This window comes from Plantibacter sp. lyk4-40-MEA-4 (genome assembly GCF_030209415.1).
Taxonomy (GTDB): Bacteria; Actinomycetota; Actinomycetes; order Actinomycetales; family Microbacteriaceae; genus Plantibacter; species Plantibacter flavus_A.
In genome coordinates, this window is record NZ_JARVSA010000003.1 from 55,792 (window position 1) to 69,082 (window position 13,291).

Annotated in this window: 18 protein-coding genes; 9 read left to right on the forward strand and 9 right to left on the reverse strand. The window is 69.0% G+C overall.

Translation table 11 applies throughout. The features are described from left to right. Positions 1–7: 7 nt before the first annotated feature. The 3 genes from QRN44_RS05470 to QRN44_RS05480 form a co-directional block, all read right to left on the reverse strand. Positions 8–493 (reverse strand): SRPBCC family protein, encoded by a 486-nt coding sequence (locus QRN44_RS05470; RefSeq protein WP_285038498.1) that lies wholly within the window; start codon positions 491–493, stop codon positions 8–10. A gap of 74 nt (positions 494–567) precedes the next feature. Continuing rightward, a complete protein-coding gene (locus QRN44_RS05475; RefSeq protein ID WP_071261773.1) occupies positions 568–1,266 on the reverse strand; it encodes a Pr6Pr family membrane protein in 699 nt (232 codons plus the stop codon). 59 nt (positions 1,267–1,325) lie between these two features. Continuing rightward, positions 1,326–1,799 carry a DUF2000 domain-containing protein gene (locus tag QRN44_RS05480; protein ID WP_285038499.1) on the reverse strand — a complete coding sequence of 158 codons (474 nt, stop codon included), beginning with the start codon at positions 1,797–1,799 and terminating at the stop codon, positions 1,326–1,328. 106 nt (positions 1,800–1,905) lie between these two features. Between QRN44_RS05480 and QRN44_RS05485 the strand changes: the two genes are divergently transcribed. Continuing rightward, positions 1,906–2,370, forward strand: coding sequence for an Lrp/AsnC family transcriptional regulator (locus QRN44_RS05485; RefSeq protein WP_175117021.1), 465 nt, complete (start codon positions 1,906–1,908; stop codon positions 2,368–2,370). Positions 2,371–2,374: 4 nt separating this feature from the next. On the opposite strand, the gene QRN44_RS05490 is transcribed toward QRN44_RS05485, so the two are convergent. Together QRN44_RS05490 and QRN44_RS05495 are read right to left on the reverse strand one after the other, a co-directional pair. Then, complete coding sequence (locus QRN44_RS05490; protein ID WP_285038500.1) at positions 2,375–3,007, reverse strand: alpha/beta hydrolase; 633 nt, start codon at positions 3,005–3,007, stop codon at positions 2,375–2,377. Further along, on the reverse strand, positions 3,004–3,918 hold the full coding sequence (locus tag QRN44_RS05495; protein ID WP_285038501.1) for a VOC family protein: 915 nt from the start codon (positions 3,916–3,918) through the stop codon (positions 3,004–3,006). The genes QRN44_RS05490 and QRN44_RS05495 overlap by 4 nt, the downstream gene beginning before the upstream one ends. 167 nt (positions 3,919–4,085) lie before the next feature. Here QRN44_RS05495 and QRN44_RS05500 point away from each other — a divergent pair, with 167 nt between their 5' ends. Genes QRN44_RS05500 through QRN44_RS05510 form a run of 3 tightly spaced genes read left to right on the forward strand, consistent with a single transcriptional unit; the run spans position 4,086 to position 5,852 of the window. After that, the gene (locus QRN44_RS05500) at positions 4,086–4,541 is read left to right on the forward strand and encodes a phage holin family protein (RefSeq protein ID WP_071261765.1); all 456 of its coding nucleotides are present in this window, start codon (positions 4,086–4,088) and stop codon (positions 4,539–4,541) included. Continuing rightward, positions 4,538–4,780: a DUF3618 domain-containing protein gene (locus tag QRN44_RS05505; protein ID WP_064297084.1), complete on the forward strand. Its 243-nt coding sequence runs from the start codon at positions 4,538–4,540 to the stop codon at positions 4,778–4,780. The genes QRN44_RS05500 and QRN44_RS05505 overlap by 4 nt, the downstream gene beginning before the upstream one ends. Next, positions 4,773–5,852 (forward strand): YihY/virulence factor BrkB family protein, encoded by a 1,080-nt coding sequence (locus tag QRN44_RS05510; protein ID WP_285038502.1) that lies wholly within the window; start codon positions 4,773–4,775, stop codon positions 5,850–5,852. Before QRN44_RS05505 ends, QRN44_RS05510 begins: the two co-directional genes overlap by 8 nt. A gap of 96 nt (positions 5,853–5,948) precedes the next feature. Here the strand turns inward: QRN44_RS05510 and QRN44_RS05515 are convergent, their stop codons facing one another. Continuing rightward, positions 5,949–6,845 carry an SDR family oxidoreductase gene (locus QRN44_RS05515; protein WP_121291367.1) on the reverse strand — a complete coding sequence of 299 codons (897 nt, stop codon included), beginning with the start codon at positions 6,843–6,845 and terminating at the stop codon, positions 5,949–5,951. Positions 6,846–7,070: 225 nt separating this feature from the next. Beyond that, complete coding sequence (locus QRN44_RS05520) at positions 7,071–8,855, reverse strand: glycoside hydrolase family 15 protein (protein WP_121291365.1); 1,785 nt, start codon at positions 8,853–8,855, stop codon at positions 7,071–7,073. A 186-nt stretch (positions 8,856–9,041) separates the two neighbouring features. Between QRN44_RS05520 and QRN44_RS05525 the strand changes: the two genes are divergently transcribed. Continuing rightward, the gene (locus QRN44_RS05525; protein ID WP_064297080.1) at positions 9,042–9,881 is read left to right on the forward strand and encodes an SDR family oxidoreductase; all 840 of its coding nucleotides are present in this window, start codon (positions 9,042–9,044) and stop codon (positions 9,879–9,881) included. A 23-nt stretch (positions 9,882–9,904) separates the two neighbouring features. Here QRN44_RS05525 and QRN44_RS05530 read toward each other — a convergent pair whose 3' ends face one another. Continuing rightward, complete coding sequence (locus QRN44_RS05530; protein WP_121291364.1) at positions 9,905–11,083, reverse strand: aromatic acid exporter family protein; 1,179 nt, start codon at positions 11,081–11,083, stop codon at positions 9,905–9,907. A 117-nt stretch (positions 11,084–11,200) separates the two neighbouring features. Here QRN44_RS05530 and QRN44_RS05535 point away from each other — a divergent pair, with 117 nt between their 5' ends. Continuing rightward, a complete protein-coding gene (locus QRN44_RS05535; RefSeq protein WP_255376699.1) occupies positions 11,201–11,329 on the forward strand; it encodes a hypothetical protein in 129 nt (42 codons plus the stop codon). 71 nt (positions 11,330–11,400) lie between these two features. On the opposite strand, the gene QRN44_RS05540 is transcribed toward QRN44_RS05535, so the two are convergent. Then, on the reverse strand, positions 11,401–11,964 hold the full coding sequence (locus QRN44_RS05540; RefSeq protein WP_071261759.1) for a Dps family protein: 564 nt from the start codon (positions 11,962–11,964) through the stop codon (positions 11,401–11,403). A 191-nt stretch (positions 11,965–12,155) separates the two neighbouring features. Between QRN44_RS05540 and QRN44_RS05545 the strand changes: the two genes are divergently transcribed. From QRN44_RS05545 to QRN44_RS05555, 3 genes are all read left to right on the forward strand, one after another. Then, entirely contained in the window at positions 12,156–12,476 is a 321-nt protein-coding gene (locus QRN44_RS05545) for a DUF7882 family protein (RefSeq protein ID WP_064297077.1), read from the forward strand. Beyond that, positions 12,473–12,739, forward strand: a complete 267-nt coding sequence (locus tag QRN44_RS05550) for a hypothetical protein (protein WP_071261757.1) — start codon at positions 12,473–12,475, stop codon at positions 12,737–12,739. The genes QRN44_RS05545 and QRN44_RS05550 overlap by 4 nt, the downstream gene beginning before the upstream one ends. 180 nt (positions 12,740–12,919) lie before the next feature. Continuing rightward, positions 12,920–13,222 (forward strand): DUF7882 family protein, encoded by a 303-nt coding sequence (locus QRN44_RS05555; RefSeq protein ID WP_064297075.1) that lies wholly within the window; start codon positions 12,920–12,922, stop codon positions 13,220–13,222. Positions 13,223–13,291: the final 69 nt, after the last annotated feature.

A 13,291-nucleotide genomic window follows, 5' to 3' on the forward strand; every position in this document is an offset into this window, starting at 1 on the left:
TGCCGGATCAGTCCTCTGCAGCGACCGCGGCGAGCACCACGGGGTCCTCGCAGCCGCGCGCGAAGCCTCGGATCCGGCGGTCGATGTCGCGCTGCAGGACGATCGCACCGATGCGCTCGGCGATCGGTGCCAGCCACCGCGGCTTGCACGTGAAGTTGTAGCGCCAGACGGCGAGGGTGCGCTGGTCGTCGCCGTCCACCGGGCTGAAACGCCAGCCGCCAGCGAGCCGTTCGAAGAACCATGAGCCCTTCGTCATCTTCATGCCGACGTTGGTCGGCGGGTGGTACGAGACGTATTCGCTGACCATCCGAAACCCGAACCGCTGGACCGTGAAGGTGCGGACGCCCTTGGCGGGCTCCTTCGCGCCGTCGAGGAAGTGCTGCCGCCGGATGAACGGGTCCCAGCGCATCCGGGTGTCGCCCGTGGTCTGGGAGATCGCGAACGCGACGTCGGGCGGGACGGGCACGGTGCAGCGGGATTCCACGACGGGCATGCCCCATCCTGACACGGCCCCGAAGTGAGGCAGATGGTCACCCGGAACGCTGCCGGGCGACCAGTTACCTCACCTCAGCGGCGGAGCGTGGCGGGCAGCACCCGGTCGACGAGCTTGAGCAGCACGGCGAACACGATCGCGACGACGAGCACCATGAGCGCGTTCCGGACGGCACCGTCGAAGCCGAGCTGCGTCGCATCGAGGAAGGGGTAGGGGTACCAGCCGGTGATGCCGCCACGGATGAAGGTGAAGACCACCCAGGCGAGCGGCCAGAGGAACGCCCAGGCGACGGTGCTCCAGGTGAAGCGCGGACGCGGACCGAACACGAGCCAGGCACCGAGCGTGAGCCACGGCGAGAGGTAGTGGAACCCGATCGTGATGACGAGCGCCCACCCCGTGAGGTTCACCTGCGGCGCGAGGACCACCGCGTAGACGATGCCGGTGATGACGATGCTGAGCAGCGCGTCGAGCCGCGCCACCCGCCACAGCCGGCCGTCACGCAGGGGGTCGATCACCAACAGGACGGACACGGTGAGCACGATGAGGTTGCTGAGGATGGTGAACGCGCTGAAGATGCGTGCGAACCGGGTCGCGAGGTCGACGGACATGTCCACACCACCCGAGCGGGCGTCGGCGCCGCCGGTGATGACGAGGACGATCTGGATGACGAGCGAGATCGCGATGATCACGGCGATCAGGAGGTAGACCACACGGCTGGCGGTGACGACGGCCGCGGACGGCGCGACCTGCGTGGGATGGACGGTGGTGCTCACCCGCCAACCCTAGCCAGCCCGCCGCACCCCATCTCCCTCAAGCCCCGACACGTGCGCTTTCAGGCCAACAGCGGCAGTCGCCCGACGATCCGGTCCACCCGGTTGCGCGGCCCGACCAGGGCGACGGCCAGCGGGTTGAGTGCATCCGACACGGTGTCCCCAACCACCTCGAGGTACTCGTCGTAGACCCGGGTGAGCTGGCCCGCCTCCGGCATGTCGACGACGAGCACGCCGTCCGACCCCGCCGCCTTGGCCCGGATCGCCGCCAGTTGCGCAGCCGGAGCGGACAACACACTGCACCCCGCCCACGGCAGTCCGGGATGAGCCGAGCCGTCGGCGTCGACCGCGTCCGGTCCGAGGAGTCCCTGCACCCCGGCTCCGATCGCCGCTGCGACGCAGGCCGCCGCATTCACGGCACGACCGGCCGGAAGATCCTGTTGCACGACGACGACCCACTTCAGCCGGGCGGACCGCGTTGGCGCCGCCGTGTCGATCTCCTCCGGCGCGAAGCCGACGAATTGTTCTTCCGTCATGTCTCTCCCTGATGTCGTACGCGAATCGGTCCTCAGGCTACGTCGATCAGAAGGGGGCGCGGATCGCAGGCGTACATCGTTCGGTGTATCTGGCAGAATCGCCGCCATGGACGAACTTGATACGGCGATCCTGCGCGAACTCCAGCGCGACGCTCGGCGCACCAACCGCGACATCGCGGCCGCGGTCGGCGTCTCCCCCACCACCGCACTCGACCGGACGCGCGGCCTCTACCGCCGCGGCATCATCCGCGGCGCGCGACTCGACGTCGATCTGCCGTCGCTCGGTCGCTCCGTCCAAGCGCTCATCGCGATCCGGATCCGGCCGCCGTCGCGCGTCAACATCGACGCGTTCCGCAGCTGGGCGATCACCCTTCCCGAGACCATCGGCGTCTTCGTCGTCTCCGGGAACGAGGACTTCCTGCTCCAGGTCGCCGTCACCGACAACGACGCGCTCTACGCCTTCGTCATCGACAAGCTCACGGAGCGCGAGGAGGTCGCGGACGTCCGGACGAGCGTCGTCTACGAGCACGTGCGACCGCAGGTGGTGATGCCTGCGGAACCCGAGACCTGAACGATCAGCCGGTGTGCGCCTCGAGGAACCCGCGGACGTCGTCGATCTCGGCTTGGTGGATCCCGTGGGCGAGCCCCGGATAGGTGCGCTGGGTGAGCGTCGTGTGCAGCGGCAACCAGGCGGCGGTCCGCGCGACGGCCGGCGCGGCGATGACCCGGTCCTCGAGACCCCGTCCCCAGAACACCGCGGGCTTCGTCGCCGCCAGCACCTCGTCGCCGGGCTGCGGTGCACTCAGGACGAAGCCGGCGAGGATCACCGGCGCCACGACCCGCTCGGGTCGGGTGCGCAGCAGCTGCGAAGCCATGAAGCCGCCCTGCGAGAAACCGATGGGCACGATGCGCGCCTCGGCCGACACGTGTTCATCGATCCAGCCCCAGACGGCGTCCGTTGCGCGGGCGATCGGCTCCGGGTCCGGGTTGCCCGGCGTCGTGATCTCGAACCAGGCCGCCCCGCCGTGTCCCATCTCGAGCGGCGCGCGTAGCGACACCCAGGGCATGCCGAGCGCGAGGGGCTCGACGAGGCCGGTGAGGTCGTGCTCGTTCGAGCCGTAGCCGTGCAGGAGCACCGCGACGGCGGGAGCCGCAGCGGTAGTCTCGGCCCAGTCGGCGGAACGGACGTCGCGCAGTGCGGTGGTCATCGGGACAGCAGCTCCTCGGTCGACAGGTCGGGCAGCGCCACGGTCACGCGGGTCCCCCACGGGTCGGAGACGGTCACGGAACGACCGTCCGCATCGAAGGGGATCGTGCGAGCGCGCAGCCTCGCGGCCAGCGTATCGAGGTTCGCGAGGTCGGGGACGGTGATCGACACGTCGCCGAGGCCGAGGGCGGCCGCGCGGGGACCGGCGCCCTGGCTGTTCCAGACGTTCATCGCGATGTGGTGGTGGTACCCGCCGGCGGAGGCGAAGATCGCGCCGGGGTACTCGGTCTGCGTCGTCTCGAATCCGAGGGCGTCGACATAGAAGGCTCGGGCGGTCTGGAGGTCGCCGACCTGCAGGTGCACGTGCCCGACCGCGCCGGCCAACGACGGCCCGGCGCCGAGGGCGTCCTCCGTGAGGTGCCGCTGCAGGTAGGCGTTCGGGTCGAGGTAGGTGGTGGTCATGGCGATCTGGTCGCCCGAGCGCACCCAGCTGCTGCGCGGGCGGTCCGTGTACAGCTCCACGCCGTTCCCCTCCGGGTCGGTGAAGTAGAACGCCTCGCTCACGAAGTGGTCGCTCGACCCGACGAACTGTCCGCGGGGATCCTGCGCGGCCCGATAGACCGTCGCCGAGAGACTCGACTCGTCCTCGAACAGGAACGCCGTGTGGAACAGGCCGGCCTGCCGCCGGTCGACGGCCGGCAGGTCCGGCGTGTGCACGAGTCGCACGAGCGGGGTGTCGCCACGACCGAGCACCCGGTGCACCTCGCGGGCACGGCTGCGCTCCTCGAGCGGCTCCATCGCGAAGGCGTTGGCGTAGTAGCCGGACATGAGGTCGAGGTCGCCGACGCGGAGCGTGACCGCGCCCATCGACGTCTCCGGGGCGAGCAGACGCTCGTCGAGCACAGCGGACATTCGGTCTCCGATCGGGTCATGGGGTCGGTACAGGCTACCCCGTTTACTTGTAGATGTAACCAATTCAGGGTCGTCGTATTCCGCGATCGGCCGACACGCCTGTCAAGCCCTTGTCTCGCGCGCGCGAGGGGTGTGGGCTGGAGGACCACAACGAGAAGAGTGCTCACATGACCGATGCCAGCAGCGCGGCCGACCGCAGACGGAGTCGCCGCGGACTTCCTCCCATGAAGACCCTCCTCACCGACCTCCGCGAGGACGTCGTCCGCCTGGTCACCGGCGAGATCGCCCTGTTCAAGGCGGAGATGACGAAGAAGGCCAAGGACCTCGGGATCGGCGCGGGGATGCTCGTCGTCGCCCTGGTGCTCGTGCTCTTCGGCTTCGGGACGCTCATCGCGGCCGCCGTCCTCGGACTCGCCACCGTGCTCCCCGCCTGGCTCGCCGCCCTCATCGTTGGCGTCGTCCTCATCCTCGTCGCCGGGATCCTGGCGCTCGTCGGCGTCAAGAAGCTCAAGGCCGGCGCGAAGCCCGTTCCCGAGCGCAGTGTCGAAGCCCTCACCGGCGACCACCTCGCAGAGCACCAGCAGCACGACTCGAAGCACGACACCAAGGAGGCCGCAGCATGAGCGACCAGGATCTCGCCCGCCCCACTCCCCCCGAGGGCGCCGGGCTGAACACCCTGCAGCTCGACGTCGAGCAGACGCGTGAGCACCTCGCACAGACGCTCGACCTCCTCTTCCAGAAGTTCGACGTCCGCACCGCCGTGGCCTACCACCTGCGCACCACCGCCATCGTCGTCGCCTCGGTGGCGGTCGTCGGCGCCGGCGTCCTGCTGTGGCGTGCGAACCGAGGGCACCGTGTCTGAACCCACCAAGCAGCGCCAGGACCGCGTCGAGGCGAGCCAGCCCGACGATCCGAAGGACCGTCACGCGGATGACGCCGAGGAGACGATGCAGCCGCAGCGCGTCCCCGTGCCCTGGGGCTACGTCCTCAAGCGGACGCTGCACTCCTTCACCTCGAACCAGTGCACCGACCTCGCGGCAGGGCTCACCTACTTCGCGATCCTGTCGCTGTTCCCGGCCGTCCTCGCGCTCGTCTCGATCCTCGGCCTCTTCGGGCAGAGCCGGAGCGGCACCGACGCCCTGCTCGAGATCGTCGGCAACCTCGCACCGGGCGACAGCCTCGGCTTCCTGACCGACGCGGTGAACCAGTTCGTCGAGTCACCGGCGATCGGCTTCGCCCTCTTCGCCGGTATCGCCGGTGCCGTGTGGTCGGCATCCGGCTACGTCGGCGGCTTCGGGCGCGCACTGAACCGCATGTATGGCGTCGAAGAAGGTCGCAAGATCTGGTCGCTGCGTCCCACACAGCTCGGCGTTACCTTGGTCGTCCTGCTCGTCATCTCGGTGATCGCGCTCGCACTCATCGTGTCCGGTCCGGTCGCGCAGGCCATCGGACAGGCGGTCGGTCTCGGTGAGACGGGCCTCACGGTCTGGTCGATCGCGAAGTGGCCGGTCATGGCCATCGCGCTCGTCTTCGTCATCGCCGTGCTGTACTCCGCGACGCCGAACATCAAGCCGGAGAAGTTCCGTTGGATCAGCATCGGTGCGCTCGCCGCTCTCCTGATCCTGCTCATCGCCTCGGTCGGGTTCGGCTTCTACATCGCCAACTTCAGCAACTACGACGCCACCTATGGCTCGCTCGCCGGCATCATCATCTTCCTGCTGTGGATCTGGATCGCGAACCTCGCACTACTGTTCGGTGCCCAGCTCGACATCGAGATCCAGCGTGGCCGCCAGCTCGCCTCGGGTGTCGCCGCGGAACAGGAACTGCAGCTGCCGCTGCGCTCGGACGCCGCGATCAAGGCGCTCGCCGACCGCGACGCGAAGGACGCCCTCGAGGGCCGTCGTGTCCGACGAGCGGCAGACCGCACGGACTGACCAGAACAGCCCGCGAACTGTCAGAAACGGCTAGTCGGATGGTGGTCCGACTAGCCGGAACTGACAGTTCGCGGGCTGCTGTGGGTTGGGACGGGGTTACGGCGTGGGCATACCGCCGTTGACGTTCAGGGTCTCACCGAGGACGTAGCTCGACTCAGCCGACGCGAGGAACACGTAGGCGGGCGCGAGCTCGGCAGGCTGGCCCATGCGGCCGAGCGGGGTGTCCTCGCCGAACTCGGCGATCTTGTCCTGCGGCTGACCGTCCGACACCTGGAGCGGCGTCCAGATCGGGCCGGGCGCGACCGCGTTGACGCGGATGCCCTTGGGTGCGAGCTGCTGCGCCAGCGCCTTCGTGAAGGCGTTGATGGTCGCCTTGGTCGACGCGTAGTCCACGAGGATGTCGGAGGGCGAGTACGCCTGGATCGAGGTCGTGTTGATGATCGACGAGCCGGCCGGCAGGTGCGGGAGGGCGGCCTTCGAGAGCCAGAACATCGCGTAGACGTTGGTCTTGAAGGTGTCGTCGAACTGCTCGTCCGTGAGGGTGGTGAGGTCCTCGTTGAACGTCTGCTTGCCGCCGTTGTTCACGAGGATGTCGAGTCCTCCGAGGCCCTCGACCGTCTGCGCGACGAGGTCACGGCAGTAGGACGGGTCGCGCAGGTCGCCCGGCAGGGTGAGGACGGTGACGCCGGCCTCGCGGACGATGCCGGCGATGCGCTGCGCGTCCTCTTCCTCCTCCGGGAGGTAGGACAGCGCGACGGATGCGCCCTCGCGGGCGAAGGCGATCGCCGTGGCCGCTCCGATGCCGGAGTCACCGCCGGTGATGAGCGCCTTGCGGCCGGTGAGACGGCCGCTGCCGCGGTAGCTCTCCTCGCCGAGGTCGGCCTTCGGGTCGAGCTTCGCGTCGAGGCCGGGCTCGGGCTGGTGCTGCTTCTCCGCGGAGATGTGAGCGTAGAGCTTCGCCGGGTCGGTGAAGGTGTACTGGTCGTCGGCCATGGTGATGGTCCTCTCGTTCAGTGGGTGTTCGGCGTGGATCGGATCGTGGCCGAGTGGTTGCAACGCTACGGACCGCGACCGGTGTGACCCCGGGGCTTGCGTTCTCGGAGGCTGCCGGGTATCCGCGCAGGGACCGCCCTTCGACAAGCTCAGGGGCCGGGGTGCAGACTCAGGGACCGGGGTGCAGACTCAGGGACCGGGGTGCAGACTCAGGGACCGGGGACTTCACTCCTCTCCGGTGAGCTCCTTGATCGTGAGAGCCGCGTTGATGAGCGCGAGGTGACTCAACGCCTGCGGCAGGTTGCCCCAGTGCGCACCGTCGGCGGGATCGATCATCTCGGCGAGGATTCCGACGTCGTTGGTCATGCCGACGAGTTCGTCCATGGCCGCGATCGCCTCGTCATGGCGGCCGACGCAGGCGAGCGCGGACGCCCGCCAGAACGCGCAGGCGACGAAGGTGTACTCCTCCTGCTGCACGCCCGAGTACCGGTAGAGCAGGGCCCCCTCGCCGAGTTCGTCCGTGAGCGCGTCGATCGTCGACGACATGCGGTCACCACGGTCGAATCCGCTCATCGCATGCAGCAGCACCGAGGCGTCGAGATCGTCGCTCCCGGGGAACATCACGTACGCGCCGCGCTCCTCGTTCCATCCGTGCTCGTCGATCCATTCCCGGATCCGGGTCTGCTCGGCGCGCCAGCGATCGGCACTGCCGGCGACCTGCCCGAGCTCCGCCAGGTGCACCGCATCGCCGAGGGCCTGCCAGCAGCCCATCTTGGACGAGACGTAGTGCTCCTCCTGGGGCAGCTCCCACATGCCTGCGTCGCGATTCCGCCACAGGTCGCAGGTGCGGTCGGCGACCTCGGCGAGGAGACGACCGGTCTCCACGTCGAGGACGTTGCCGGCGTCGACGTAGGTGCGGCAGATCGCGAAGAGGTCACCGTAGACGCCGAGCTGCAACTGCCCCTGGGCGGGGTTCCCACTCACCACCGGTCCGATACCGCGCCAGCCGGCGACGTCGTGCTCGACGACCCCGTCGGGCACACCGCCCTCGAGTCCGTAGAAGATGTGCAGCTCCGGCCCGTTCTCGCGGATGGTGCGCAGCAGCCACGACACGGCGGCGTGCGTCTCCTCGCGGAGACCGAAGCGGACGAGCGCGTGCGCGGTGTACGCGAGGTCGCGCACCCAGGCGAAGCGGTAGTCCCAGTTCTTGGCCCCGCGCGGGTTCTCCGGGAGCGAGGTGGTCGCCGCGGCCGCGATGGCGCCGGTGGGGCTGAAGATCAGGAGTTTGAGCGCGAGCGCGCTGCGCTGCACCTGATTCGCCCACGGTCCCTCGTAGGAGAACGCCCGGGACCAGGCCCGCCAGTTGTCGATCGTGCGGTCGATGCCCACGTCGACGTTGGCAGGCACGGGCAAATGGATCGGCTCGCCGTGGGTGGCGACGACGATCAGGAGATGCCGGGAGTCCTCGCTGGTCGTGAACCGGCCCGAGAGCTCCGTCGGCATCGATCCATCGACCTCGACCTCGTCCGGCCCGTACTCGTCGCCGACCACCGCGATCGTCGTCGCGCCCGACCGGATGATGGGGCCCCGTGTGCTGTCCTCGATCCAGGGCGAGGCCGTCCCCAGCGCGGTCCCGGGCCGGACGCGCCAGGTGAACTCGACGCTGCCTGAGACGCCGTCGATCCGGCGTGCGAGTTCGGCCCAGGGCAGGCGCCCCGCGATACCCGTGACGAGTGCGTCCGTGATCGTCGCGCGCCCGTGCTCGGTCGTGAAGGTCGTGCGCAACACGTTGGTGCCGGAGACGTAGCGTCTCGTGACGGTGTACTCGCCGACCGGCTCGAGCTCGATGCACCCGCCGGAGTCGTCGTCGAGCAGCCGGGCGAACACCGGCATGGAGCCGAGGTCGGGGATCGGCAGCCAGTCGACCTGGCCTCGGAGTCCGATGAGGGCGACGGTACGGCCGTCCCCGATCGGTGCGTACGAACGGAGATCCTCGCCAGCTGCGGTCATGCGATTCACCCTACGAGCCACGCCTCCGAATCGGCGGGGCTGGCGGCCCCGCCACGCGGCTGCTAGCACGCGCCTCCCGCCTCTGGGCGGGCGTCAACCCCTGGAGGCGGATCGCTCGGATCGGCTTGGCTGGTCGGACCGCAACCACGGCATGCTGGCACGCACAGCAGCACAGGGAGGAACACCATGAACCAGCCCGCTCAGCAGCAGCAGCCGCCCGGCACCGAAGGTGAACTCACCCCGCAGGCCGATCACGGCGAGTCCAGCTACCGGGGTTCCGGCAAGCTCGAGGGCAAGGTCGCCATCATCACCGGCGGCGACAGCGGCATCGGGAAGGCCGTCGCGATCGCCTACGCCCGCGAAGGGGCGGACGTCGTCGTCAGCTACCTCGACGAGGACGAGGACGCCGCGGACACGGTGCGCTGGGTCGAGGAGGCCGGCCGGAGCGCGCTCAGCATCGGCGGCGACCTGACGAGCCCGGAGCACTGCCGCGAGATCGTCCGCGCGACGGTGGAGCGTTTCGGCAAAGTCGACATCCTCGTGAGCAACGCCGCGTACCAGATGACCCGGGAGAGCCTGGCCGAGATCCCGGACGAGGAGTGGGACCACACGCTCGCGACGAACCTCAGTGCGTTCTTCCACCTGAGCAAGGCGGCGGTCCCGCACATGGCTCCGGGATCCTCGATCATCGCGACGAGCTCGGTGCAGGCCGACTCGCCGTCGCCGCAGCTCATGCCCTACGCCATGACCAAGGCTGGGCTCGCGAGCATGACCGCTTCGCTCGCCCAGCTGCTCGGCGGCGACGGGATCCGCGTGAACGCGGTCGCCCCCGGCCCGATCTGGACACCCCTGATCCCGTCGACGATGCCGCCCGAGACGGTCGAGTCGTTCGGGACGGACACCCCGCTCGGGCGTCCGGGACAGCCCGCCGAGGTCGCACCGCCCTACGTGCTGCTCGCCTCGGACGAGGGGAGCTACATCTCGGGCGCCGTCATCGCGGTGACCGGCGGCAAGCCGATCCTCTGAGGACCGGGCGCGCCGGGCGCCGCTCAGGCGTCTGGCGACCGCTCCGAGCGTTCGATCTCGGCGTGGATGCGGCGCAGGGCGAACAGCAGGTTCTCGCCACCCGCATCCTCCGCCGGGTTGTCGTCGTCCGGCTCCCGACCGGCCGCACCGTTCGCGCCCGCGTGGGCCGATCGGACCGCCCGACGCAGCATCGTCAGCGCCCGGTCGGAGGCACGCAACGCCTCGGAGAGACGCTCGTCGTCGATCGCGGCCTCGACGAGGTCGGCCGAGGCGTCGATCGCATCGGCGAGTGCGCTCCGGACGCCCTCGTCGAGGTCGACCGGCACCGGGATCCCCCAGAGCGCCGCACGCAGGGCGTCACCGATCTCCACGACCACCGGCGCGATCCGTTCGAGGGCGGCGAGCGCCCCCTCGTCCCCGCGGAAGTCGTGCCGGTTCCACCGCGTGCGCGGGTTGGCCCGGCGGCTCTCCGCGGCGTCTTTCATCAGCCCGCGCGCGGCGTCGACGTCGTGCCGGATGGCGAGCAGCGAGCTGTCCCAGGACGGCGGGTCGTCCGGGGTCGGTGCCGACTCGGATCGGAGGGTGTCCGACATGCTCCGGAGCGCGCCGACCATCCGCGACCTCGCGGCCGAGATCCCGGCTGCCGACTCGCGGACGAACAGCGGCGGCATGATGAGCAGGTTCACGAGGAGCCCGACGAGCACGCCGAGTGCCATCTGCACGAGGTAGCCGACCGAGAAGTCGTTGGCGTTCGCGCCGCCGATGATGATGACGAAGAGCGCCGCGATGGGGACGTAGTCGCGGCCCTGTCCGAGCCCCGGCAAGCCGGCGAGGAGTGTGCCGAGCCCCACCGACAGGGATACGGACACCCAGCCGGGCGCGGGCGAGATGATGAGGAGCCACGCGAGTCCGATGCCGAGGCCCAGACCGATGAGGGTCTGCAGGCTCGAGCGCACCGAGTCCATGAGCGTCGGTGTGAGGCTGACGAGGGCGCCGAGCGGGGCGTAGTAGGAGAAGTCACCGAGCTCGCCCGGGAGCAGGCTGCCGAGGAACCAGGCCGCGGTGGCCGCGATGGCGACCTTGAGCGCGAGCATGAGGCGCCACGGACGCAGCGCGGGCATGATCCACGCGCCGACCCGTTGCTTCGGTGTGCGGATGCTCCCCGTCGGGGTCTTGCGTCCGGTCACCTCATCGCCGCTCATCACAGCCGCCATGGTGGTCTGGCCCTGTCGAAGCGTCAACCCCCACGCGCCGATCAGCTCGGCGGCCTAGCGTGGGTCTGGTCATCTCCGATGGCGACAACCAGGAAGGAAGCGAACATGACGAACGCATCTGCATCATCCTCACGTCCGGACGCGGAGGAGATCCCCGACGGTTCGGGCTCCGACGGTTCCGAGTCCACTGACGGTGAGGACACGGCGTCGGGTGGCGGCGCCGACGACGAGTAGTCGCCGAACCGACATCCGACCCCGATGGGTGGCGGCGCCGACGACGATTCGCCGTCGGACGCCGCCCCAGGTCAACGACTGCGGGTCGCCGTCCGGTTCTCCGCGCTGATCATCCAGGCGAACTGCTCCAGCTGCTGGATGATCGCGTGGAGGATGTCCGCGCTCGTCGGGTCCTCGTCATCGACCTCGTCGTGGACGCGGCGCATGGTGCCGACGACGGCCTCGAGTCGGACGGTGATCAGATCGATCGTCTCCGAGGTGTCGATCTCGCCCTGCGGGTACTCGGGCAACGTCGTGGTCTCGGCCACGATGTCGCTGCGTCCGTCCGGCACGGCGTGCAGGGCACGCATGCGCTCGGCGACGGTGTCGCTGAACTCACGGGCAGCGTCGATGATCTCGTCCAGCTGCAGGTGCGTGTCGCGGAAATTGCGTCCGACGACGTTCCAGTGTGCCTGCTTGCCCTGGATCGACAGCTCGATGAGGTCGACGAGGACGGCCTGCATGTTGGCGTCCAGTTCCTTCGACGCGACGAAACCCTTCTCGGCGTTCTGCCGACGGGTGGGCTTCGGCCCGGATCCTCCGGGAGCCGATCGGGTCGTGCTCTCGGTCTTGCTGGTCTTCTCTGCTGTTGCCATTGGTGGCACCTCCTGCACCGCAGGTTACGCACCGAAGCTGTCGATCCGGGGGCCCTTGACATCATCGACGACATCTCCCATTCGCGCCCGCGCGGTCGTCAGCTGGGAATTCCGAGCCGGGAGACTTATGGTGAAGCGACACAGCGTGACGCGACACCGCGTGAAGCACGACGAGGAGAGCACGGCCCGCCATGGGAAAACTGATCTACGGTTCTGAGGTCTCGATCACCTTCGAGGACCGGCTGCTTGCGCACCTGCAGTTCGTGATCGGCGCGAAGCTCCGCCGGAACGAGGCCTTCTACTTCGGCTGGAAGGACGACCCGCGGGCGGGCGACGGGCGCAGTGTCATCTGGATCCACCCCTCGGTGCCGTTGCGCTTCAAGTACTCGGGCAGCGTCCCGATCGACCTCAACCGCGCGTGGATCGACGCGCTGAACGTCACGGCGAACTCCGCCCACGGCCTCTCGGTCATCGCGGAGCCCGCTCCGAGCCGGACAGGACAAGTCGCATGAGCCGCATGGAGATCGTCTACCAGGGACTTCCGTACTCGATCGCCGTCTCCGACCCGGACGAGTTCCGCGCCGAGGTGCTCGAGAGCATCTCGTCCGGGCAGTTCCGATGGCTGCAGGTCGACCGCGGCGAAGGACAGCTGGAGCCCATCAACCTCCTGATCGGTCCCGGTATCGGTATCGCGATGGGCACGCCTGACGGCGATTCCCAGGACACCCCGTCCTCGGCCCTCCCTCAGGGACAGGACCCGGACCTGCTGTCCTGACCATCTCGCCGAGCGGACACGCATAGCGCAGCAAGCACTCGGAAATCAACAGTTCAGAGCGCCGATTTCAAGTTTCCTAGACTAGTTCGGCGGACGTTGAAGTGGGTCTCCAGGCTGGCCGCTCGACACCGGCGCATCTCGCCGTGTCGATCGTCGGAGGTCCGGAGAAGGGTACAGCACATGGGCGCGATCGTTTACGGGACGGGCGAGAACCGGTTCCACCTCGAGGACCGGATGCTGGCTCACGTCAAGACCATCACCCTCATGAAGCTCCGCCGGAACGAGTCGTTCTCGGTGACGCTCCGCGACACCTCGACGGAACGCGGCCGCGTCACGCTCTGGCTGCACCCCTCGATCCCGCTGCAGTTCAGCTTCGAGTCGGATGAGACGTTCGAGATGGACCGCCCGCTGCTGGAGGACCTCATGCACGGCGCCAACGGTGGCGAGGTCACCGTTCGAGCGGACGCCGAAGAACTGGCCTGATCGGCCCCGCGGTGCCGCACGAAACAGGAGGGACTTCGTGCGGCCCCCTGAGGGTCCCGGTGCTCGACG

Excerpts from the sequence above, each read along its gene's own strand:
- QRN44_RS05470 (WP_285038498.1), bottom strand. The coding sequence starts at position 493 with ATGCCCGTCGTGGAATCCCGCTGCACCGTGCCCGTCCCGCCCGACGTC.
- QRN44_RS05495 (WP_285038501.1), bottom strand. The coding sequence starts at position 3,918 with ATGTCCGCTGTGCTCGACGAGCGTCTGCTCGCCCCGGAGACGTCGATG.
- QRN44_RS05550 (WP_071261757.1), top strand. The coding sequence starts at position 12,473 with ATGAGCCGCATGGAGATCGTCTACCAGGGACTTCCGTACTCGATCGCC.
- QRN44_RS05555 (WP_064297075.1), top strand. The coding sequence starts at position 12,920 with ATGGGCGCGATCGTTTACGGGACGGGCGAGAACCGGTTCCACCTCGAG.
- QRN44_RS05480 (WP_285038499.1), bottom strand. The coding sequence starts at position 1,799 with ATGACGGAAGAACAATTCGTCGGCTTCGCGCCGGAGGAGATCGACACG.
- QRN44_RS05515 (WP_121291367.1), bottom strand. The coding sequence starts at position 6,845 with ATGGCCGACGACCAGTACACCTTCACCGACCCGGCGAAGCTCTACGCT.
- QRN44_RS05535 (WP_255376699.1), top strand. The coding sequence starts at position 11,201 with ATGACGAACGCATCTGCATCATCCTCACGTCCGGACGCGGAGGAGATC.
- QRN44_RS05545 (WP_064297077.1), top strand. The coding sequence starts at position 12,156 with ATGGGAAAACTGATCTACGGTTCTGAGGTCTCGATCACCTTCGAGGAC.
- QRN44_RS05485 (WP_175117021.1), top strand. The coding sequence starts at position 1,906 with ATGGACGAACTTGATACGGCGATCCTGCGCGAACTCCAGCGCGACGCT.
- QRN44_RS05520 (WP_121291365.1), bottom strand. The coding sequence starts at position 8,855 with ATGACCGCAGCTGGCGAGGATCTCCGTTCGTACGCACCGATCGGGGAC.
- QRN44_RS05505 (WP_064297084.1), top strand. The coding sequence starts at position 4,538 with ATGAGCGACCAGGATCTCGCCCGCCCCACTCCCCCCGAGGGCGCCGGG.
- QRN44_RS05530 (WP_121291364.1), bottom strand. The coding sequence starts at position 11,083 with ATGAGCGGCGATGAGGTGACCGGACGCAAGACCCCGACGGGGAGCATC.
- QRN44_RS05540 (WP_071261759.1), bottom strand. The coding sequence starts at position 11,964 with ATGGCAACAGCAGAGAAGACCAGCAAGACCGAGAGCACGACCCGATCG.
- QRN44_RS05490 (WP_285038500.1), bottom strand. The coding sequence starts at position 3,007 with ATGACCACCGCACTGCGCGACGTCCGTTCCGCCGACTGGGCCGAGACT.
- QRN44_RS05500 (WP_071261765.1), top strand. The coding sequence starts at position 4,086 with ATGACCGATGCCAGCAGCGCGGCCGACCGCAGACGGAGTCGCCGCGGA.
- QRN44_RS05525 (WP_064297080.1), top strand. The coding sequence starts at position 9,042 with ATGAACCAGCCCGCTCAGCAGCAGCAGCCGCCCGGCACCGAAGGTGAA.